This window comes from Paenibacillus glycanilyticus NBRC 16618, assembly GCF_004000805.1.
Classification (GTDB): domain Bacteria; phylum Bacillota; class Bacilli; order Paenibacillales; family Paenibacillaceae; genus Pristimantibacillus; species Pristimantibacillus glycanilyticus.
This window is the reverse complement of the sequence record NZ_BILY01000007.1, coordinates 35,588-56,667: the sequence shown is the minus strand read 5'-3', so window position 1 is coordinate 56,667 and position 21,080 is coordinate 35,588. Positions and strand designations below refer to the sequence as shown.

16 protein-coding genes are annotated in these 21,080 nt (G+C 52.4%); 12 read left to right on the top strand and 4 right to left on the bottom strand.

From position 1 onward, the window contains the following. Positions 1–32: 32 nt before the first annotated feature. The 3 genes from PGL01S_RS31230 to tlp form a co-directional block, all read right to left on the bottom strand. Positions 33–275, bottom strand: a complete 243-nt coding sequence (locus tag PGL01S_RS31230; RefSeq protein WP_244935536.1) for a type II toxin-antitoxin system death-on-curing family toxin — start codon at positions 273–275, stop codon at positions 33–35. A 341-nt stretch (positions 276–616) separates the two neighbouring features. Then, entirely contained in the window at positions 617–2,194 is a 1,578-nt protein-coding gene (locus tag PGL01S_RS07160; RefSeq protein WP_127492925.1) for an acetate--CoA ligase, read from the bottom strand. Between the two features lie 118 nt (positions 2,195–2,312). Further along, on the bottom strand, positions 2,313–2,525 hold the full coding sequence (tlp, locus tag PGL01S_RS07155) for a small acid-soluble spore protein Tlp (protein ID WP_127492923.1): 213 nt from the start codon (positions 2,523–2,525) through the stop codon (positions 2,313–2,315). A gap of 233 nt (positions 2,526–2,758) precedes the next feature. Between tlp and PGL01S_RS07150 the strand changes: the two genes are divergently transcribed. The 12 genes from PGL01S_RS07150 (at position 2,759) to PGL01S_RS07095 (ending at position 19,152) form a co-directional block, all read left to right on the top strand. Then, positions 2,759–3,301 carry a YkvA family protein gene (locus PGL01S_RS07150; RefSeq protein ID WP_127492921.1) on the top strand — a complete coding sequence of 181 codons (543 nt, stop codon included), beginning with the start codon at positions 2,759–2,761 and terminating at the stop codon, positions 3,299–3,301. Positions 3,302–3,396: 95 nt separating this feature from the next. Then, the gene (locus PGL01S_RS07145; RefSeq protein ID WP_127492919.1) at positions 3,397–3,876 is read left to right on the top strand and encodes a hypothetical protein; all 480 of its coding nucleotides are present in this window, start codon (positions 3,397–3,399) and stop codon (positions 3,874–3,876) included. A 64-nt stretch (positions 3,877–3,940) separates the two neighbouring features. Beyond that, positions 3,941–4,867, top strand: coding sequence for an AraC family transcriptional regulator (locus PGL01S_RS07140; protein ID WP_127492917.1), 927 nt, complete (start codon positions 3,941–3,943; stop codon positions 4,865–4,867). A gap of 99 nt (positions 4,868–4,966) precedes the next feature. Beyond that, positions 4,967–6,475 (top strand): alpha-glucosidase/alpha-galactosidase, encoded by a 1,509-nt coding sequence (locus tag PGL01S_RS07135; RefSeq protein WP_127492915.1) that lies wholly within the window; start codon positions 4,967–4,969, stop codon positions 6,473–6,475. Positions 6,476–7,017: 542 nt separating this feature from the next. After that, positions 7,018–7,653 carry an endo-1,4-beta-xylanase XynA gene (gene xynA, locus PGL01S_RS07130; protein WP_116394279.1) on the top strand — a complete coding sequence of 212 codons (636 nt, stop codon included), beginning with the start codon at positions 7,018–7,020 and terminating at the stop codon, positions 7,651–7,653. Between the two features lie 117 nt (positions 7,654–7,770). Further along, a complete protein-coding gene (locus tag PGL01S_RS07125; protein ID WP_174806533.1) occupies positions 7,771–8,679 on the top strand; it encodes a formylglycine-generating enzyme family protein in 909 nt (302 codons plus the stop codon). Between the two features lie 134 nt (positions 8,680–8,813). Beyond that, the gene (locus PGL01S_RS07120; RefSeq protein ID WP_127492913.1) at positions 8,814–9,470 is read left to right on the top strand and encodes a M48 family metallopeptidase; all 657 of its coding nucleotides are present in this window, start codon (positions 8,814–8,816) and stop codon (positions 9,468–9,470) included. Positions 9,471–9,704: 234 nt separating this feature from the next. Next, entirely contained in the window at positions 9,705–15,587 is a 5,883-nt protein-coding gene (gene proA, locus PGL01S_RS07115; RefSeq protein ID WP_127492911.1) for an anti-phage protein ProA, read from the top strand. Positions 15,588–15,725: 138 nt separating this feature from the next. Next, on the top strand, positions 15,726–16,496 hold the full coding sequence (locus PGL01S_RS07110) for an NUDIX domain-containing protein (RefSeq protein WP_127492909.1): 771 nt from the start codon (positions 15,726–15,728) through the stop codon (positions 16,494–16,496). Between the two features lie 82 nt (positions 16,497–16,578). Then, positions 16,579–17,256 carry a nicotinamide riboside transporter PnuC gene (pnuC, locus tag PGL01S_RS07105; RefSeq protein WP_244935535.1) on the top strand — a complete coding sequence of 226 codons (678 nt, stop codon included), beginning with the start codon at positions 16,579–16,581 and terminating at the stop codon, positions 17,254–17,256. After that, positions 17,246–18,271 carry an AAA family ATPase gene (locus tag PGL01S_RS07100; RefSeq protein WP_127492906.1) on the top strand — a complete coding sequence of 342 codons (1,026 nt, stop codon included), beginning with the start codon at positions 17,246–17,248 and terminating at the stop codon, positions 18,269–18,271. The genes pnuC and PGL01S_RS07100 overlap by 11 nt, the downstream gene beginning before the upstream one ends. Next, positions 18,271–19,152, top strand: a complete 882-nt coding sequence (locus PGL01S_RS07095; protein WP_244935534.1) for an ADP-ribosylglycohydrolase family protein — start codon at positions 18,271–18,273, stop codon at positions 19,150–19,152. The genes PGL01S_RS07100 and PGL01S_RS07095 overlap by 1 nt, the downstream gene beginning before the upstream one ends. A gap of 1,183 nt (positions 19,153–20,335) precedes the next feature. Here PGL01S_RS07095 and PGL01S_RS07090 read toward each other — a convergent pair. Then, positions 20,336–21,061: a TylF/MycF family methyltransferase gene (locus tag PGL01S_RS07090; RefSeq protein WP_127492902.1), complete on the bottom strand. Its 726-nt coding sequence runs from the start codon at positions 21,059–21,061 to the stop codon at positions 20,336–20,338. Positions 21,062–21,080 lie beyond the last annotated feature (19 nt).

Sequence of the window (21,080 nt, the reverse complement as noted above, 5' to 3'; positions counted from 1 at the left end):
TTGGTTGTGGATAGCAAGAAAAACATAACAAGTTAAGACGGCAGTGCGTGTTTATTTGCATCGTTAAATGCGTGAGCAGTGGCTAATGTATAAAAATAAACAGCGGCCTTCCTAAATAATCCGGGATAGAGTTCTTGTGAGAATGATTCCATGAAGGGTTGCTCAGCAATGAAATCAAGTCTTCCTCTATCCTTAATACCAGGTAGGCCGCCGTATACTTTTAATTGTTCATCATGAATTTGAATAATCTGCTCTGCGGTAAGTTGTACATACATTAACTTTTCGACAACCTTTTAAGTGTCTTGTCGTATTATTTCATGCCTTTTTTCATAGCTTCTTCAACGACCCGATCACTGGCAACGGTTGTTTTGATAGTTTCTTGTTTATTAGCCACATCCTTCTCCTCCTCTTTGCCCTCCAAGAACAGTCCTCCCCTACAAACGTGCTAGTAGAGAATATGTCCTTTAATAGGTTAATCATACCAATGCGATAGATGATTGCCTAGAATACGTTATTTACTGTCGCAAAAGAGCGCAATAACTATCGTAATAAACAAGCCGCTATTCAAAACTAAGTCTTAGTAAAAGCTTGGCTTGAATAGCGGCTGTTAATTCGCTTAAGAATTCAGAAACGCCTCGCGTTGGCGAAGCTCAATCCGGCGAATTTTTCCTGAGTTGGTTTTTGGCAGCTCGTTAATGAATTCGATTTTACGCGGATATTTGTATGGCGCCGTTACGGATTTGACGTGATCCTGCAGCTCTTTGACCAGCTCCGGGGAGCCGGAGATGCCGTCCCTCAACACGATAAACGCCTTCACGATATGGCCGCGGATTTCGTCCGGACTTGCGACTGCCGCACATTCCTTGACGGAGGGGTGCCGGAGCAAGGCTTCCTCAACCTCAAACGGTCCAATTGTATAGCCGGAGCTGATAATAATATCGTCCCCGCGGCCTTCGAACCACAGATAACCTTCCTCATCCTTGCTCGCGCGGTCGCCGGTGATGAAGTATGAACCAACAATGTTGGCGCCTTTGCGTTCGGGATCCTTGTAATACGACTTGAACAGGGCAGGCATGTCGGTATGAACGGCAATACTGCCGACCTCTCCCATCGGCTGGGGACGGCCTTCGTCATCAATAATCTCGACGAGACCCGGAACGATAGACTTGCCCATGGAGCCAATCTTGATCGGGGAATCCTTGAGATTGCCGATCAAGAGCGTATTTTCCGTCTGGCCGTAGCCGTCGCGGATGATGAAGCCGAACAGCTCCTCGAACTGTTTGATCACGGCTTGGTTAAGCGGCTCGCCTGCCGATACCGCGCTACGGATCGACGACAGGTCGTAACCGGATAAACCATCCGTCTTCGCCATAATGCGGTATTCCGTTGGCGTGCAGCACATCACCTGAACCTGGTTTTCCTGAATGATCCGCAAGTAACGCTCCGCGCTGAACGAACCGTTATAGATCAAGCCGGTTGCGCCACTGCCCAGCACGGATAAGAACGGCGTCCAGATCCATTTCTGCCAGCCGGGCGCAGCGGTTGCCCAGACCAGATCGGAGCTTTGGATACCAAGCCATGCAGCGGTGATGCGCAGATGCGCGTAGCCCCATCCGTGGCTGTGAACGACGCCTTTTGGATTGCCGGTTGTCCCCGACGTATAAGCGAGAATCGCCATATCATCGCGGTGGGTAGCCTCGGATTCGCGTTCCTCGGGCTGTCCTTCCACTAAAGAGCCAAGAGTAATCCAGCCGCCCGTTTGTCCGCCGCTTGCGTCAATCCGGAACTGAAGCGCCGGCAGCTCTTCCGTAATGTTGTCTACTTCAGCGGCACCTTCGGCCCAGGCGATAACCGCACGCGCTTCGGAATGCTGGAGGCGGTAGGAGAGATCCTTCGCCCGGAGCATTTCGGAGGATGGAATAATGACAAGGCCAAGCTTCAAGCAGGCTAAGTAGATCATATACGCTTCGATAGTTCTTGGGACCATGACGAGGACGCGGTCGCCTTTTACCAGACCTAGTTCGTTCAAGCCGCCCGCTAGCCGGTTCACCTGCTTCAGCAGGTCGTTATATGTAATTGACGTGGTATGGCCCTGATCGTCCAGCAAGCGGAGCGCAAGCTTGTCCGACTTGTGGCGCTCAATCTCAGAGCTGATGTTATAGTGTTCGGGTGCGATCCATTGATCGAAGTTCATTAGGGCCTACTCCTTTGTCGAGTGCGTGATTCGCAGCTAATTAGCGACAGTATAGCATAGGTTGCGAACATGAAAAAGAAGACTTCCGCCGAATGCGGAAGTCTTCTGTGCTTAACTGTTAGCCCTCTTCGTCTGCGAGCTCTTCTTCGAATTCCGCAACGCTTTCTCTGCGGCGTTCGTTCTTTTCCTCGAGCTGGTTTTGCTCCGTGCCGCTGATCTCCGAGCTGAACTCGTTCAAATACTGTTCAGTCTCCTGGATATTTTGCTGCGTGTTAGCGATATGCTCCTGCAGATGTTCTGCATTGTCCGCGCGATTGTCCGGCTTTGCCATACGTATACCTCTCCTTTATTCGTGTTGGTAGTCGGGCACCGCTTAGCACCCAACAGCTATTGTGACCCAAAGGCTGGATTTTTTATGCAAAAATAAACCAAAGTTAATTGTCTAAAGATTGGTTTTTCTGTTTAATGATATAAGAGGGCTTGTACAAGCCCGGCTTACGTCCAATCCAGCTGTATATCGGGAAGCGAATATAGAACTATTTTCAAATAGGAGGGCGGCTTTCTATGTCGGAAATTACGGTTGAATGTCCAAGTTGCGGTCACAAAAATCAGGTTGAAGCCCTGAAGCTGAGGCAGGCCAAATGCGAAGTATGCCACGAAAGCTTCATTCAAGAAGAGGTTATTCCGGCCGACTTATCGGATGAAGAGATTGCAAGCAGCGTAGAATCGCCTCCTTCGGTAAGGCAGGAGGAAGAGGTCGATACCGACTCCTGGTCCGCCAAGATTGGCGATTACGAGGAGCAAGTGAAATACGTAAACAAAGGCTTCTGGTCCAAGGTGAGAAAATACGCGGGCAAGGTGCCTTTCTCCCATGAAGCGGTGGCGATGTACTATTGCGCGATGGACCCCAATACCCCGGTAAAAGTAAAAGTTACCGCAATCAGCGCGCTAGCTTACTGGATTCTGCCGATCGATCTTGTGCCGGATATTTTCCCGGTTATCGGTTACGGGGATGATGCTACGGCGATTTTCGTTGCCTATAAGGCCATCAGTTCGCATATTACGGACGAGCACCGGGATAAGGCTGCAACCTTTTTTGCGAAATAACGGTTAAATATTTGTAAAGTACCTCGCTTATCGTTAGCGGGGTATTTGCATCGGAAAATGATTCAGTCAGGAAAGGGCTAGGAGGAAGCAGCAACGTGAATATGACGGAAGAGAGATGCGCGATAGTAACGGTAGAGGCAAGGCGGAAAAAGGTGCTGGCCTACATCCATTCGGATGCGGAGGGCTGGAAAGAGGCCGGGACGGCTCAGCAGCTCCAGCAGGTGTATGAACAGCATCGTCCGCTGTATTACGATATTTATATGGACCTCTGCAAAGGGGAATGGCTGGCGAGGGGCGAAGCCATGGAGCTGTCTGCAGCAGATGTGTGCGTGTTATTCCGAATGATTACCGAAGGCTTGTCCTGTACCTCCGAGATGATCTTCATGGCCAGATACAAGCAGGAGCTCGAGCCGGGCAACAAGAAGGATAGAGGCAGACTCGACAGCTACTATCGAAGATTGAAGGAACGCTTGAAGCTGTACGGCATTACAACCGAGCATTATACGGTGAAGCCGGGGACCAGGTATTTCGTCATCTATCCGGAGCAATGGAACGAGGAGAGCGGGAAGCGTTGACCTTCCTTGTCGGCAGGTATATGCTGACCTTAGTGGCTATACCGGTTGCAAAGGTGGGGAAAGCATGAATTCGAACAGCTTTTACGATGCAAAGTGGAGAGATGGGGAGTTCCGGCCCAAGATCATGGCGTATTACTACAAGCAGTGGGAGGATTTCCACATGGGCTTCCATCAGCACGACTGGACGGAGTTCATGTACGTTATTTCCGGAAACTGCACGGTGGAGACGAATAAGGACGTTATCGCGATGCGCAAAGGCGATCTTATTATGCTGGACGCCGGCGTACCGCATAGGCTGATCGTCGAGAGCGGCAGTCCGTGCCGGATGCTGAACGTAGAGTTTGGCTTTCAGCCCTGCGACGGCATCTACCCGTCCATGAATCAAATGGCCAATCATAATCCGATGTTCGCGAAGCTCTTGGAGCAGCGGCTCGATACCATTGTGCTGAGAGACTATGAAGATATTCAGGTGAACCTGCGGAATCTCGTGTTTGAGCTGGATCTGGGCGGCGAAGGCAAGGAGCAGGGGCGCGAGCTGATGACCAATCTTCTGATGTCCCAGCTGCTCGTCCGCGTTGGAAGGCTAGTTGCCGTTGAGGCGAAAAATAGCACGGAGCGCCAAATCCATCAATACGTGCGGCAAGCAACGGAATACATTCATCAATATTATGACACCGCTATTCAGGCCAAAGATATTGCGGCTGCCGTTAATCTTCATCCCGTGTATCTCCAGCGTATTTTCAAATCGAATATGAACAAGACCATTAATGAATATCTGGTGGACTTGCGTATGGATAAAGCCAAAATGCTGCTCGCCAGGACGGATGTGCCCATCATCGAGGTGGCTGATCATATCGGGCTGAACAGCCGCCAATATTTCAGCATGCTGTTCAAGAAAATGACGGGCATATCGCCTGCCGAATACCGCAAATCCAAGAATACGATCTCCAGCTGGACCGATTATGAAGTTGAAATAGTTGACAACATCTAACGCAAGCTGTTGCGAATGTGGAAACGCCTTCTTTTTCCGCCTGCTAGAATAAGGGTAAAGAAAGACAACACCCTTATAGGCGAAGAGGAGGCGTTTTTTATGAGTTTTAAGGTGGCGTTTGTAGGTGCGGGAAGTATCGGGTTCACGCGCGGCTTGATGAGAGACTTGCTCGCCGTGCCGGAGTTTAAGGATATTCAGGTTGCTTTTACAGACATTAACGAACATAATCTCGACATGGTGACCCAGCTTGTGCAGAGGGATATCAACGAAAATGGCTTGTCCATTGAGATCCAGGCCACAACCAACCGCAGAGAGGCGCTTAAGGATGCGCGTTACGTGTTCTGCGTGGTACGGATTGGCGGACTTGAAGCGTTCCAATACGATATCGACATTCCGCTCAAATACGGCATCGACCAATGCGTCGGCGATACGCTCTGCGCGGGCGGCATCATGTACGGCCAGCGCGGCATTGCCGAGATGCTGAACATCTGCAAGGACATCCGCGAGGTAGCGGAACCAAACGCGTTGCTCCTCAACTATGCGAACCCGATGGCGATGCTGACTTGGGCTTGCAACAAGTACGGCGGTGTACGTACCATCGGTCTCTGCCATGGCGTACAAGGCGGCCATCACCAGATCGCGCGCGCACTGGGCCGGGAGAAGAAGGATGTCGACATCATCTGCGCGGGCATTAACCATCAGACTTGGTATATCTCGGTTAAGACGGACGGTATTGACCGTACAGGGGATCTGTTGGAGGCATTCGAAGCGGTGCCGGAATTCGCTCAGACCGAAAAGGTCCGCATCGACATGCTGCGCCGCTTCGGCTACTACTCCACCGAATCCAACGGTCACTTGAGCGAATACGTGCCGTGGTACCGCAAACGCGCCGATGAGATCAAGGACTGGATCGATCTTGGCGTATGGATTAACGGCGAGACCGGCGGCTATCTCCGCGTCTGCACCGAAGGTCGCAACTGGTTCGAGACCGACTTCCCGAACTGGATGAAGGCAGAGCCGTTCAAGTACACGGCCGAGAACCGCGGCGAAGAGCATGGTTCTTACATTATTGAAGGCCTCGAGACAGGCCGGGTCTACCGCGGTCACTTCAACGTCGTGAATAACGGTGTGATCACCAACCTGCCGGACGATGCCATCATCGAAGCGCCAGGTTATGTCGACCGCAACGGCATCAACATGCCGGTTGTCGGCGACCTGCCGCTCGGCCCAGCAGCCGTCTGCAACGTCAGCATCTCCGTCCAACGCATGGCCGTAGAAGCCGCCGTCCACGGCGACGACAAGCTGCTCCGTCAAGCGATGATGATGGATCCGCTCACCGGAGCGGTGTGCAATCCGAAGGAAATTTGGCAGATGGCTGATGAGATGCTGGTTGCGCAGGCGAAGTGGCTGCCGCAGTATACGGAAGCAATTGCGGCAGCGGAGGAGCGGTTGGGACGAGGTAACTTGTTGCCAACACGGGAGAATTATCAAGGCGCTGCGCGCTTGAAGACGAAGTCGATCGAGGAGCTCAGCCAGGACCGGGAAGCGGCGACTCGCAACGCGATCGAGTCGGATAAGGCGAAGGAGCGGCCTGCGGCCGGGGTTTGAGGTAGTTAATTCACTCTTGCTAGTTAAGTCTACTATGTAATCTTTTGACTCAAGCTAAGAAGTGCATATGTTCCCGCATACGGTGCTTGTAGAAGTAATAAAAATACCGCAAATCGATCAGCAGTTGTAATATCGAAAATTTCTGAAACCAAATAGGATGCCATTTTCCAGAAGGAAATGGCATCCTATTTTAATATCTATTAAATTTACTCTGCTTCATTATAGTAAAGTTTGGAAACGCATTCATCCAATTAATTTTACATGTATTGAAACTATCTTTACCTCTTGCGAAGGTGGCCCAAAAATAAAAAATACTTACATACAAGTTAAATTCAAGGGGGATAACCCTTTAATTTGATCCTTATTATGAAAGCGTTTTCCTTCTATAATCTTGTTCAGAAGGAGGTGGCCGCCAAGCTTAGCAGAGAGGGTCAGACACAATAACAATCTACTTCATAGAGAATCAGCGCGCAGAGATGATTCACGTTAAGTCGTAGGTACAATGTTGTGACAAGCCATATCAAAATCCCAGGAGGTAGATTATGTTTAAGTTGAAAAAGAAGGTTATGACAGCAGTACTGGCAGCATCCATGAGTATCGGTTTATTCGCGGCAACGGCAAATGCGGCAACAGACTACTGGCAGAACTGGACGGATGGCGGCGGAACGGTGAACGCGGTTAACGGTTCCGGCGGCAACTATAGCGTGAATTGGTCGAATACCGGCAATTTCGTGGTAGGTAAAGGCTGGACTACCGGCTCGGCATCCCGGGTAATCAACTATAACGCGGGCGTATGGGCGCCAAGCGGCAATGGCTATCTGACTCTTTACGGCTGGACTAGAAACTCCCTGATCGAATATTACGTGGTAGACAGCTGGGGTACATACCGGCCTACCGGTACTTATAAAGGGACGGTGAGCAGCGACGGCGGCACTTACGACATCTATACGGCTCAACGCGTTAACGCGCCGTCCATTGATGGAACGGCTACCTTCACGCAATACTGGAGCGTCCGTCAATCGAAGAGAGCAACTGGCAGCAACGTCGCCATTACGTTCGCCAACCATGTTAACGCTTGGAAGAGCAAAGGCATGAACCTGGGCAGCAGCTGGTCCTACCAAGTCCTCGCGACGGAAGGCTATCAAAGCAGTGGCAGCTCGAACGTAACGGTGTGGTAATCTGCTAAGTTACTAAGAGTGCCTGATTGCTTTTTACCATAGTAAAAAAGAGCCAAGGCCGGCCGGTCACCCTGACGGCGGCCTTCTCTATTTCGAATGCTCAAAGGAGAATAACCGATGAGAAAGCTTTTAACCTGCTCTCTATTAGCAGTATTAATCTTGGTTAGCGCTTGCTCGGAGGAGCCGCAGCCGGACAAGGACGCGCAGAAAAAGCCTGTTCAAGACGCAGCCGTGGTTCAGCCTGCCAAGTCGGAGGACAATAAGGACGATAGCTTCGTGCTGGTGAAAGGCGGAGCTTTTGCCAATACGAAATCCAGCTACCATGGCAAAGACATCAAGCTTCCGGACTTCTATATCGGCAAATACGAGGTCACGCAGGAAGAATGGGTTAACGTGATGGGAAGCAACCCCTCCCAGTTCAGCGGCGCCAAGCTGCCGGTCGAGATGGTCAGCTGGTACGACGTCATTGAATATTGCAATGCGAGAAGCGCGAAGGAAGGGCTTAAGCCTTACTACAGCATCGACAAGAACGCGAAGGATCCGAATAACAAGAGCGAACACGATCAGCTCAAATGGACGGTTACAATTAATGAGGGCACCAACGGTTACCGGCTGCCGACGGAGGCGGAATGGGAATATGCCGCAAGCGGCGGACAGCAGAGCAAGAGCTTTACCTACAGCGGAAGCAATAATGTGAACGAAGTCGCCTGGTATTGGAGAAACGCCGGGGACAAGTATCTAGAGGGAGACTGGACCTGGCCTGCGATAGAGAACAATCACGATACGACCAAAACGATTGGCATCAAGAAGCCTAACGAATTAGGCTTATACGATATGACGGGGAATGTACGGGAATGGTGCTGGGACTGGTACGTTGGGCAGGATGTACCGCAAGGCGCGATGCGGGTCGTCAAAGGCGGCGGCTGGATTGGCGATATCGGCAGCGCCGTGTCTGCCTTCCGGGGCAAGTTCGAGCCTAACGGCTTTGGGCCGGATCAAGGGTTCAGATTGGTTCGTGGGGAGTAGACGGTGGCCACGCACATAGGCATTATTGTAAAAAGCACACCCTATCGGGAGCGAAGTTCGTGAAGAACCAGCGGCTGATGGGGTGTGCTTTGTGTTATTGTATACCTATACAATGATTAGGAACGATGGTGACTATGAAAATCCAGCTAGACAATTACACAATAGACGTGAACGTCCTTTATGGCGTCAGAAAGAAGCTGTATCTCCAGATGGATTCGATGGGGCATATTACGGTGAAGGCTCCTAACGATACAAGCGATGAAATGATTCAGCAGGCTGTGAAGCAGCATGAAAAGGAAATCGTGAGCAGACTGCAGGCTATTGAGAAGGTACAAGCAGCAGCGCCTAAGACCAGAGAGTATGAGGACGAAGGAAGATTCCTTCACCTTGGCAAGTATTATTCTCTCCATGAATTGATCGAGACGGAAGGCTTAACGGAAGAGGAGCTGAGGCTGAATCTCCGGAAGTTTTATTTTGCAAGCAGTAAGAAGGTTGTAGCGGAGCGGATTAAGCCCTATCAGGAGAAGCTGAAAGCAAAGCCTAAGTCCATTGACATTGTCGAATCGGCGACCAAGTGGGGAAGCTGCAGCTCCAGCAAAAAGCTCACCTTCAACTATCGCCTCGCGATGGCGCCGGTTGAAGTAATCGATTATGTCATTATCCATGAGCTCTGCCATCTTACGCATATGAACCATGACCGTTCATTCTGGCGTCTAGTCGGGAGCATCATGCCCGATTACAAGGACAAGGAAGCGTATCTGGCCCGTTACGGGCAGGCGATGACGCTGTAGTTGCCAGTTTTTATCTATAGACATGAATGTCGGGATGTAACAGTATAATAGTGGAGCGATCTGTTTAAAAAAGAGAGAGGAACAAAACGGTTCTTACAGCCCAACAACTGTAGGATCCCGTTTGCATCTCTCTCTTTTTTATGTCGAATTTAGCAGAAATCCTAATTCTTTAGTGCTATAGTAAATCTATTGACATCCAATGATAGAAACGGAAAGCAAGGAGGTTTAAGGCCTTTGGAAAATAAACGTATATCCTGCGACTGGTCCTACAGCGAGATTGTCAATTACGGCATCCAGCAGAATCATGTACCGGTCGTTCGATCGATAGAGATACATAATCATACGGAAGAAGATCTTGCTAACTTTACGGTCCGGATTACGGCCGAGCCGGATTTTGCTTACGAGTGGAGCAAAAGCTACAGCCTGCTGCCTGCCGGCCAATCGCTCAATCTCGGAACGGTAAATCTGCAGATGTCGGCGTCTTATCTAGCTAATCTGTCCGAACGGTTGACCGGGACGCTTACTTTGCAAGTGCTTCAAGGGGACTCGGAAGTCTACCGCGAGCGCGGGACGATAGCCGTATTAGCCTTCGATGAGTGGAGCGGGCTTGCCGTGCTGCCGGAGCTGACGGCGGCTTTTGTCATGCCGAATCATCATCATATTGCGTTGGTCGTCCGAGAGGCCGCGGATATTTTGGCCAAATGGACCGGAAGCTCCTCGTTCACCGCTTATCAGAGCAAGGATCCGAACAAGGTACGTACGCAAGCGGCTGCCATTTACGCAGCTTTGCAGAACCGGAAAATCGCGTATAACGTGGCGCCGCCAAGCTTTGAAGTCATTGGGCAGCGCGTACGTCTGCCGGAGACGATTTTTACGCATCGCATGGGGAATTGTCTGGACCTGTCTCTTCTCTACACGGCTTGTCTGGAGGCGGTTGGATTGCATCCGCTGCTCGTCTTCACGAAGGGGCATGCGTTCTCCGGCTTATGGCTGGAGGAGGAGACTTTTGCGGAAAGCGTGCAGGATGATATCTCCGTCCTAACGAAGCGGATCGCATCGGGAATGAACCAGATCTGCGTGGTGGAAGCGACGGCTTTCGTGGAGGGAGAGACGGCAAGCTTTGATCAAGCGGTTGGATTAGCCGAAAAACATCTCCAGGATCCCGATCAATTCGACTTACTGCTGGATATTCGAAGAGCCCGGTCTGCGGCGGTACGCCCGCTGCCGATTCGTACGGCTACGCCCGAAGGCTGGGTTGTAGAGCCTCAAGCGGTGACACCCGGCGAGACGGATGCCGCTGCGCCTGGGCTGGTTGATGTTTTCGAAAAACCGCTCGAAGTGGACGCTTTGTCGCAATCCCCACGCCAGAAGTTATGGGAACGCAGGCTGCTCGATCTGACGCTTAGGAATTCGCTTCTTAACTTCCGTTTGTCCAAGTCGAGTATTCCGGTTATTACCACTCAGTTAGGAGATTTGGAGGATGCGCTGGCAGACGGCGAGGAATTCCAGTTGCTTGCTAAGCCTAATGACTGGCAGAACAACGGCCGGAATGCGGATTTGTACCAGAGCATTAATAACGATCACCCGCTCGCTCAGCTTCTGAGAGAGGAGTTCAACCGGAAGCGTCTGCGCGTCGATCTGGATGCGGTGGAGCTGGAGAGAAGAATGGTGCATCTGTACCGTTCGGCCCGAGTCTCCCTTGAGGAAAATGGGGCCAATACGCTGTATCTGGCGCTGGGCCTTCTGAAATGGTATGAGACTCCGGTCAGCGAGCTGCCTCGTTATGCGCCAATCGCTTTGATCCCGGTTGATATTATCCGGAAGTCCTCGCGGCAAGGTTATGTCATCCGGGCAAGAGACGAAGAGCCGCAGATGAACATTACGCTGCTGGAGATGCTGAAGCAGGATTACGGCATCGAAATTGACGGGTTGGACCCTCTGCCTCGCGACGAGAAGGGCATTGCCCTGAAGCAGGTATTCCATGTGTTCCGCCATGCGCTTATTCAGGTGCCAAGGTGGGATGTGGAGGAAACCGCCTACCTGGGCTTGTTCTCCTTTGGCCAATTCGTCATGTGGAATGATATCCGCACGCATGCCGATAAGCTTGCCCGGAACAAAATCGTGGCCAGCCTGATGGAGGGCCAGTTGAAATGGGAAGAGCAGCCGGAGGAGACAACTCCGCTGGATCTGGATCATCCAACCCGGTTATCCATTCCGATTAGCGCGGATTCCTCGCAGTTATCGGCGGTTCGCGCGGCGGCAGGCGGCCAAAGCTTTGTGCTTCATGGCCCTCCGGGAACGGGCAAATCCCAGACGATTACGAACATGATTGCCAATGCGCTGGCGCAAGGGAAGCGGGTCTTGTTCGTCGCGGAGAAAATGGCGGCCTTATCCGTCGTCCAGCGCCGTTTGGAGCAGATTGGGCTTGGTCCGTTCTGCCTGGAGCTGCATTCGAATAAGAGCACGAAAAAATCCGTTCTGGATCAATTAGCTGCTGCTATCGAGGCGAAAAAGATTCCGGCACCAAATACCTGGAGCAGCCAAGCGGACCGCTTGTTCCAGCTCAGGAACGAGCTGAACGGTTATGTATCGGCCCTTCACCGTAAATATCCATTCGGGTTGACCCTATTCGAAGCAATAGCCGGGTACGAACAAGCGGGAGAGGCTCCTGCCGCCGTCCGTTTTGATGATGCTTCTATAGATGCCTTAACGCCGGAAAAGCTGATCCTCTGGAAGGATCTAGCGGCACGTCTGCAAATCGCGGGAGCGGATTGCGGGGATCCGCATCTTCATCCTTTGAGCGACGCCGAGCTTACCACCTATTCGCAAGCGATCAAATCGGAAGCGGATCAGGTGCTGAAGCGGTATATTCCGCTGCTGGACCAGCTGCGTGAAGCCGTAAGCCAGGCTGTGGAACGTCTGAAGCTAAATGGGCCTGCGGATAATCTCAGCTACCAGCGTCTTCAGGTGCTGATGCAGCTCTGCGAGCTGGCGAGCCGGGTTCCTGAGATCAAGCCGGCCTTCCTTCAGACTGCCGATGTCGAAGAGGCTGCAGCGCAGGTGAGGGCAACGGCCGAGCAAGGCAAGCGCAGAGATCAGCTCCGGACGAAGGTTTTCGCCAGATTCACCTCCGAAGTCACCGCGCTGGACGCAAAATCGGTTTTAGCGGAATGGGATCGGGCGGAGCTGCAATGGTTCCTGCCGAAGTGGTCGGGGCAAAAGCGTATTTTTAAACGACTAAAAGGTCTGGCAGTTAACGCCTCTTCCTTCTCTAAAGATCAGGTTAAGCCCGCTCTCGTGGAACTAACCGCCTGGCAGGAAGAAGAGTTGAAGCTGAAGACGATGAAAACAGCTGCAGCGCCTTATCTTGGTCAGGCATGGGCGGATGCGGAGGACGGCAAATGGGAGGAGCTTGCTGCTGCCTGCGATTGGGTAGAAAAGCTGCAAGCCACGTTTGTTCAATGGTCCGGCAGCCGGACTGCTGCGAATTCCTTGAGACAGCAAATGACGGATATCCTTCTGGACGGCCGTCATGATCAGGCTCAGATTACCCTCCTGCAAGGAGTAGGAAGTCTTGATCAACGGATTAAGGCGGATGAGTTAGAGCTAGCCAGACTGCTGAGCATTCCATTCGAGAAGCTGCGGACATCGGAGCATGCAGGGGAGTGGCTGGTATATATTGTAAAAAAAGCACAGCAATGGTCCACGCATATCGAGCGGCTGCGCGAATGGACGACTTGGCGCAGGGTCCGCACGGAAGCGGTAGAAGCAGGCTTGTTGTCTCTTATTACGCCGTATGAGGAAGGCCAGATCTCTAATGCCCTGCTGATTGCCGCTTATGAGAGAGGGCTGTACAAATCCATTGCCAACTACATGATTGCGAGGGATCAAAGCCTGCAGGCCTTCTCGGGCAAATTATTCGAGGATACGATTGAGCGGTTCAGAGCCGCGGACCAGCAGTATTTGAGCTTAACCCAGCAGGAGATTGCGGCACGTTTATCGGCCAAAATCCCGCAAATGACGGTGGAAGCCGCGCAAAGCTCCGAGGCGGGTATTTTGCAGAGAGCCATTCGCAGCGGGGGACGGAATCTCTCCATTCGCAAGCTGTTCGAGACGATCCCGAATCTTCTTCCAAGGCTGACGCCTTGCATGCTGATGAGCCCCATTTCGGTCGCGCAGTATTTGGATCCGAATGGTGCGAAGTTTGATTTGGTTATATTTGACGAAGCGTCCCAGGTACCGACGGCGCAGGCGGTTGGAGCGCTCGCGAGAGGGCATCAAGCCGTTATCGTAGGCGATCCGAAGCAGCTGCCGCCAACAAGCTTCTTCTCGAAGAACTCAAGCGATGCGGATGAGGAAGAAGCGCTGCAGGATATGGAAAGCATCTTGGACGACTGCTTGGCGCTTGGCATGCCGGAGCGGCATCTCACCTGGCATTACCGAAGCCGGCATGAGAGCCTGATTGCCTTCAGCAATGCGCATTATTACGAGAACAAGCTGATGACCTTCCCGTCTCCGGATGAGCCGGTCTCCAGCGTGACTCTTATACCAATCGAAGGCTATTATGACCGCGGACGTTCGAAGCAGAACCGGGCGGAGGGTGAAGCGGTTGTAGCGGAGATCATTCGCAGAGTGAAGGATCCGGTCTTGCGCCAGCGCAGTATTGGGGTGGTAACGTTTAGCTCCGTGCAGCAGACCCTGATCGAGGATCTGCTCGAGGAAGCGATGAAGCAGGATCAGGAGCTGGATCTGTTATTCGCGAAGCTTCCGGAGCCCATCTTTGTGAAAAACCTGGAGAACGTGCAGGGCGATGAGCGGGATGTGATCCTGTTCTCCGTAGGTTACGGACCGGATGCAGCCGGCAAGGTGAATCTGAACTTTGGACCGCTGAACCGGCAAGGCGGCTGGCGCCGTCTGAACGTCGCCGTATCCCGTGCCAGATATGAGATGCTGGTCTACTCGACGTTAATGTCGCATCATTTGAATGCGAGCAGGATCAGCGCGCAAGGCGTTCTGGGCCTCAAAGCTTTCCTGGATTACGCGGAAAAAGGCCAGCGAGCGCTGCCGGCAAGCTCAGCTGCCGAGCAAATTGCGCTTGTATCCAATCTTCATCGCAGTTTGGCCGACGAGCTGAAGGCTCTTGGTTATGAAACGGAGCAGCATGTAGGCGCGTCGGGCTACCGCATTGATCTCGGGGTACTTGATCCGGTGAATAAAGGGCAATATGTGCTTGGGATATTGCTTGACGGACCGATGTACCGGGATGCTGAGGCTGCCCGCGACCGGGATATTTTACGCGAGCAGGTGCTGGAGCAGCTTGGCTGGAACCTAGTTCGCGTATGGAGTCCGGAATGGTGGGAGAACAAGGGGAATGTGATCCGGCAGGTGGTCGGAGCTATTGAGCAAGCCAAGGAAAAAACGCCTGTGGCAGTGCCGGTTGCTCCTCCTGAACCGGTTGTAATGATTCATTCGGCGACCGCTTCTTCTACTGCTGAGGATGCGGATGTTGAGGAAGCTTCGGAAGAACCCGCAGCGGTTGAAGCCACGGGTAAGCAGGATTCATCGCTTTCGTATATCCCTTGCCAGCTTGAACCGGTTACGCTTGGAACAGACCTTTTCTATTCTCCCGCATCGACGGAGCTGATCCTTGGACAGATCAGGCAGGTCATCCGCGAGGAAGGGCCAATCAGCCGCAGTCTGCTGGCAAAGCGGGTGCTGCAGGCATGGGGAATTACCCGCCTAGGAGCTAAGCTTGATCAGCGTCTCACCGACCTGATTGTACGGCTGAAGCCTGTGGAGACGATCTCCGATGGAGCCGTGTTCTACTGGCCGGAAGGCAGCGAACCGTCAGGTTACGACCGGTACAGGGTTGCAACGGAAGAAGCAAGACGGGCGGCGGAAGAGCTGCCTGCGGAGGAAGTTGCTGCAGCGGTGAAGGCTGTGCTTGCTGCGCAAATCAGCCTGCCGCAAGAGGATCTGATCAAGCAGGTCGTTAAATTGCTCGGCTACGCAAGATCGGGCAATGCGCTTGACCGGGTGATCCGCAATGGCATTCAGAAAGCCATTGAGCTGGATTATGTGCAAGCCGATGAGCAGGAACGGATTATATTGAAATAAGGGAAAAGGGAATGACCGCCTACCTCGCGTATGGCGGTCATTTCTTTTTTTCCAGAAAGTGCTTGCACATTCCTTTTCATTATGTCATATTGATATTATCAAAGTGATAATATGAGTTACGGAGGAGGCCCAGTACCCTTGAACCTGAACGAAAACGAAACGAATTATTCCGCCAGCAACTACCGGACTCCCGATGGTGCGCCTACGGATATTGTTATTTTTACGATTACCTCACAGGAGAAAGAGACGGCAAAGAAAGCTCTTCCGAACAGGGAGCTTCAGGTGCTGCTGATTCGGCGGAAGGTATGGCCTTTTGCAGGTCAATGGGCATTGCCGGGCGGATTTACCCGCGAGACGGAGACCGTGGAGGAATGCGCGATTCGGGAGCTGAAGGAGGAAGCCGGTGTCCAGCAGGTGCACATGGAGTTCCTGAAGGTGTACAGCAAACCTGGGCGCGACCCGCGGGGCTGGATGATCAGTCATGCCTTCTGCGCGCTGGTGAACGAGCGATACCTACGAGACAGGCGGGCATCGGACGATGCGGAGGACGTGCAGCTTTTTCCACTAAGCGAAGTGCTCGAGATGGAGCTGGCTTTTGACCATCATGACATTATCCGTGACGCTTACCGGCGGATTCAGCAGCAGATGGTGACTGAGCCAATTGCCAAGGCGTTTTTGCCGGAGGAATTTACGATCGGGGAGCTGTATCAGATCATTCAGACGGTTGTGCCGGCGTTTGAAGAGAAGAATTTTATTCGCAAAGTAACCTCCACGCAAAGCCGCAAGGGTCTCATTGAAGAAGTCCGCCACACGGACGGAAGCTTGAAGCAATCCAATCAGTATTCGCAGCGTGCGGCGCAGCTGTACCGTTTTACCGGCTTTGTGCCGGAGCTTTCGATTTATAGTTAATGAATGCTTACGAAGTATGAATCATCACAAAAGGTTAGAGAATGTCCATTTCGGTGATCATTCATTTTAGGAGGAGATTAGCATGATGAAGCAAAATCTATCGATGCTTGGACTGCTTGCGGCGATTCTGGCGGTCGCTTATTTTACGTCGTCGAGCGCTATCGAGATTGCGGCTACAACAACCGGATTGGCGGCCGTATGGCTGACCGCGAAGGAGAAAATGTGGACCTGGCCGATAAGCCTGGTCAACGTAGCCTGCTTTTTCTATATGTTCCTGAACGTAAAGCTGTATGCGGATATGACGCTGCAGGTATTCTTTTTCGTGCTTAGCCTTTATGGCTGGGCCGTATGGATGACCAAGCGCGAAGGGGCGGCCGTTCGGCCGACAAGAACCTGGACTCCGCGAATGGCTGCGCCGCTCCTTGCGTTCCTGGTTGTTTTCACGGTGGCGTGGGGGTACATTCTTGAACGTTATACCGATGCGTCTATTCCTTATCTGGATGCTTTTATCGCAACCCTCAGCTTGGTCGCCCAGTTCCTGCTCTCGTACAAAATCTTGCAAAGCTGGTATTTCTGGATCGTCGTGGACGTTCTTTCGATTGGGATGTATTACTACAAGGAGCTGTACGCGACTTCGTTCTTATATGTTGTTTTTCTCGGCATTGCGATTATGGGGCTTGTGGAGTGGAAGCGGGAATATGCGCGGAGAGCTTCAGCTGTACAGGCGCTGCAAGATGAGGTGAACACGTATGCCGGCTAAAAAAGTAGGGCTGACGCTGGGCAAATTTGCTCCGTTTCACCGCGGACACCAGCATGTGGTGGAGACGGCGCTGCGAGAAGTCGACCATCTGATTGTCGTTTTTTACGACAGCCCCGAGGTGACCCCTGTGCCGTTATCGGTTCGGGCTCGCTGGATTCGCAAGCTGTATCCAGCCGTGGAAGTGCTGGAAGCTTGGGATGGTCCGTCGGACAGCGGGGATACGCCCGAGATCAAGCGTATACAGGAGAATTATATTCTGGGTTTGCTTGGTGGGCGAAAGGTTACGCATTTCTATTCCAGCGAATTCTACGGCGAGCATATGAGCGAAGCGCTTGGGGCGGTTAATCGTCAGGTCGATCCGCTTCGGGAGACGTTTCCCGTATCCGGCACGAAGGTGCGAGAGGGTCTGTTCGAAAATAAAAGCTTGGTGAATCCGATCGTTTACCGGGATCTTATTACGAACGCCGTATTCCTCGGAGCCCCTTCTACCGGCAAAACAACGCTTGCCGCCCGCATGACCGAAGAGCTGCAGACGGTATGGATGCCGGAGTATGGCCGGGAATATTGGGAGGAGCATCAGATCGAGCGCCGCTTGACGCTGGAACAACTGGTCGAGATTGCGGAGGGCCATCTGGAGCGGGAGGAGCGTTTGCTGCTTGAAGCAAAGGATGTGCTGTTTGTCGATACCAATGCGATCACGACTTATATGTTTTCTCTCTATTATCATGGTGAAGCTCATCCCAAGCTGGAGGAGCTGGCGGTCCGCTGCGCTTCGCGTTATGACCTCGTCTTCCTTTGCGAGGATGATATTCCTTATGACGATACGCCGGACCGTTCGGGTGAAGTGAAACGATCTATTTTTCAGAAGCAGATTGTGGCGGATCTGATTGAGCGCAAAATTCCATTTATTCCGCTTCGAGGCAGCCTGGAGGAGAGGGTGCAGCAGGTAAAAGCCGTTCTCGGGCGATACGAGAAATATAGAAATCCATATGAATGGATGGGGGGGTTACGATAATGCGGAACCGAATTCTGGGCGGTTTGTTTGGGGTTGCGGTTGGCGATGCGCTGGGCGGAACAACGGAGTTTATGAGCGAAGCGGAAATCCGGCGCAGGCACGGCTGGCTGGAGGAGATCGTTGGCGGAGGCGTCTGGCAGCTTGAAGCCGGAGAGATTACGGACGATACGGCAATGACGATAGCGGTAGCAAGGGGGATTTTGCGCAATCCGCAGGAACCAATTGAGGCGATCGGGGAGTATTTTATGGCGTGGAAGGCTAACCATCCGAAGGATATCGGGAATATTATCCGGACAGTGTTTGGCCTCTATGCCGGAAGCTGGCCGGAGGCGTCGAGAAGGGCTGGTATGTTGCTCGGCGGAAAAACGGCGGGGAACGGAACGTTGATGCGTTGTTTGCCAGTTGCTCTTGCTTATGGGGATGCGGCATTCATGGAAGAGGTAACGAGACGCCAGTCGGAGATGACGCATGAGGATCCGCTGGCGGCGGAAGCTTGTCTTATCTATAATCGGATTGCCGCTCGACTGCTGGAAGGGGAACAGCTGACTGCGGCTATCCGAGCCGAAATAATAGGAACCCGCTATGAAAAGATGCTGAACGGTGCTGCGCCGGCATCTCCGCCGGATGGCTTTGTTGTTCACACGATGGAATGGGTTGTCCATCATCTGCTTGCGGCGGAAAGCTTCGGGGATGTGGTGCAGCGTGCGGCAAACAAAGGCGGCGATTCCGATACGATTGGCGCCATCGCAGGCGGACTGGCCGGTATCTACTGGGGATATGACGGGATCCCGTCCAAGTATACGAATAAAATCCTGCTGAGACACGAGCTCATAGAGCTGGGAGACTCACTTCTTGCATTGCGAGAAAGTGAGAGGCAGTAGGTAAAAGATAGCAACATGATAAAGGGGCTGCCTGAAGTCATCTTAGATGACCTTAGGAGCTTCTTTTTCATTTGAATAGGTCAGCTGTTTGCAGCAGGTAGTAAGGGTGAACTCTCGATAGATTGGATTTCCTCCAGTAAATTTGCTCTTTTTTTGTTGCTTCTTCAACCTATGTTGGAATCATTCCACTAAATTTATGTTTTGAGGTTAATTAGGTGGATATGAGCCCATTTTGCTGTACGCAATCCAACTTAGGCACACGAACGCGGGTAGAATGTACCTTTACGCTGGAGTGAATCCAACGTAGGCCGCGTTGCTTCGCGGTCGAACGAGTGTTGATGGAAGGCTTAACGATGTGTCACATCGTCAAGCCTTCGGCGCGCGCCCGAATCAAGAACCTTGACGATACGCCGTATCGTTAAGTAGTCCCGCTGGGCGTGAAAAAAGGCGAAACTGGCCGATTTCGCCGAGCTTAACGATGTGCGACATCGTTTAGCCGCCGTCAACAGCCCGAATCAGGGACCTTAACGATATGCCATATCGTTAAGGAGTCACGCTGAGCGTGAAAAAGGGCGAAACTGGCCGATTTTGCCGACCCTAACGATGTGCGACATCGCTAAGCCACCGTCAGCGGCCCTATTCCGGTAGCTTAACGATATGCCATATCGTTAAGGAGTCCCACTGAGCGTGAAAAAGGGCGAAACTGGCCGATTTTGCCGACCCTAACGATGTGCGACATCGCTAAGCCACCGTCAGCGGCCCGATTCCGGCAGCTTAACGATATGCCGCATCGTTAAGGAGTTCCGCTGAGCGTGAAAAAGGGCGAAACTGGCCGATTTCGCCGACCTTAACGATGTGCGACATCGTTAAGGCGGCGTCTTGAGCCCAAACCAGAGATCTTAACGATATGCCATATCGTTAAGCAGTCACGCTGAGCGTGAAAAAGGGCGGATTCGGCCAATTTCGCCGACCTTAACGATGTGCGACATCGCTAAGCCGCCGTCAGCGGCCCGATTCCGGCAGCTTAACGATATGCCGCATCGTTAAGGAATCCGCTATGCGGGAAGCTGGGGCAGTCCAGCCAGATCCGGCCAGTTAGCTGCCAAATCAGGCCAGATCCGGCGGCCAACTGGCCGTAGCAAAAAGGAGCAACCAGCCGGTTGCTCCTTTTTGCTGCTCAAGCTTACTTCGTCTTTTTCCAATACACGCCGGTAATATCGATAGTCACGAGCGGGTCCGTGATGTTATGGGCAGCGCGAAAATCATGTACGGCTGCGGCGCAATAGCCGATGGAGTAGTCGTCAATGATGACATAGCCGCCGACGGATACTTTCGGATAGAGGTTGTTCAGCGCGTCCATGGTAGAGGAATACATGTCGCCGTCGAGGCGGGCAATGGCGATTTTTTCCGTTGGCGCAGTAGGCAGCGTGTCCTTGAACCAGCCTTTCAGGAAGACAACGCTGTCGTCCAGCAAGTCATATTTCTTAAAATTCCCCTGCACTTCCGGCAAGGAAACGCGCAAAAAGTCCTGCTCGTGGAATTTGGAGGTTGCGTCGATCGGATATTGCGGGTCCGGCTTTGGCAGCCCTTCGAAGGAATCGGCCACAAGCACCTTGCGGTTCCGTACGCCATGCGCTTTCAAATAGCCCGCCATAAAGATGCATGCTCCGCCGCGCCATACGCCGGTTTCAATAAAGTCTCCCTGAACGTTGTTGGCGATGACGTCATTCATCAGCATATGGAGGTTGTTCATCCGGATCCGGCCGATCATGCTATGCGCAATAATGGGCCAATCGAGGCCTTGAAGGCGGTTCTCCTTCGTGGCGCCGGGCTCATGCTCCAGCCAGATTTCAAATAGAATCGTTTTCTTCAATAATTCCAAATACATCTCAGCTGCTAGATTGGGCATAATCACAGTCCTTTTCATT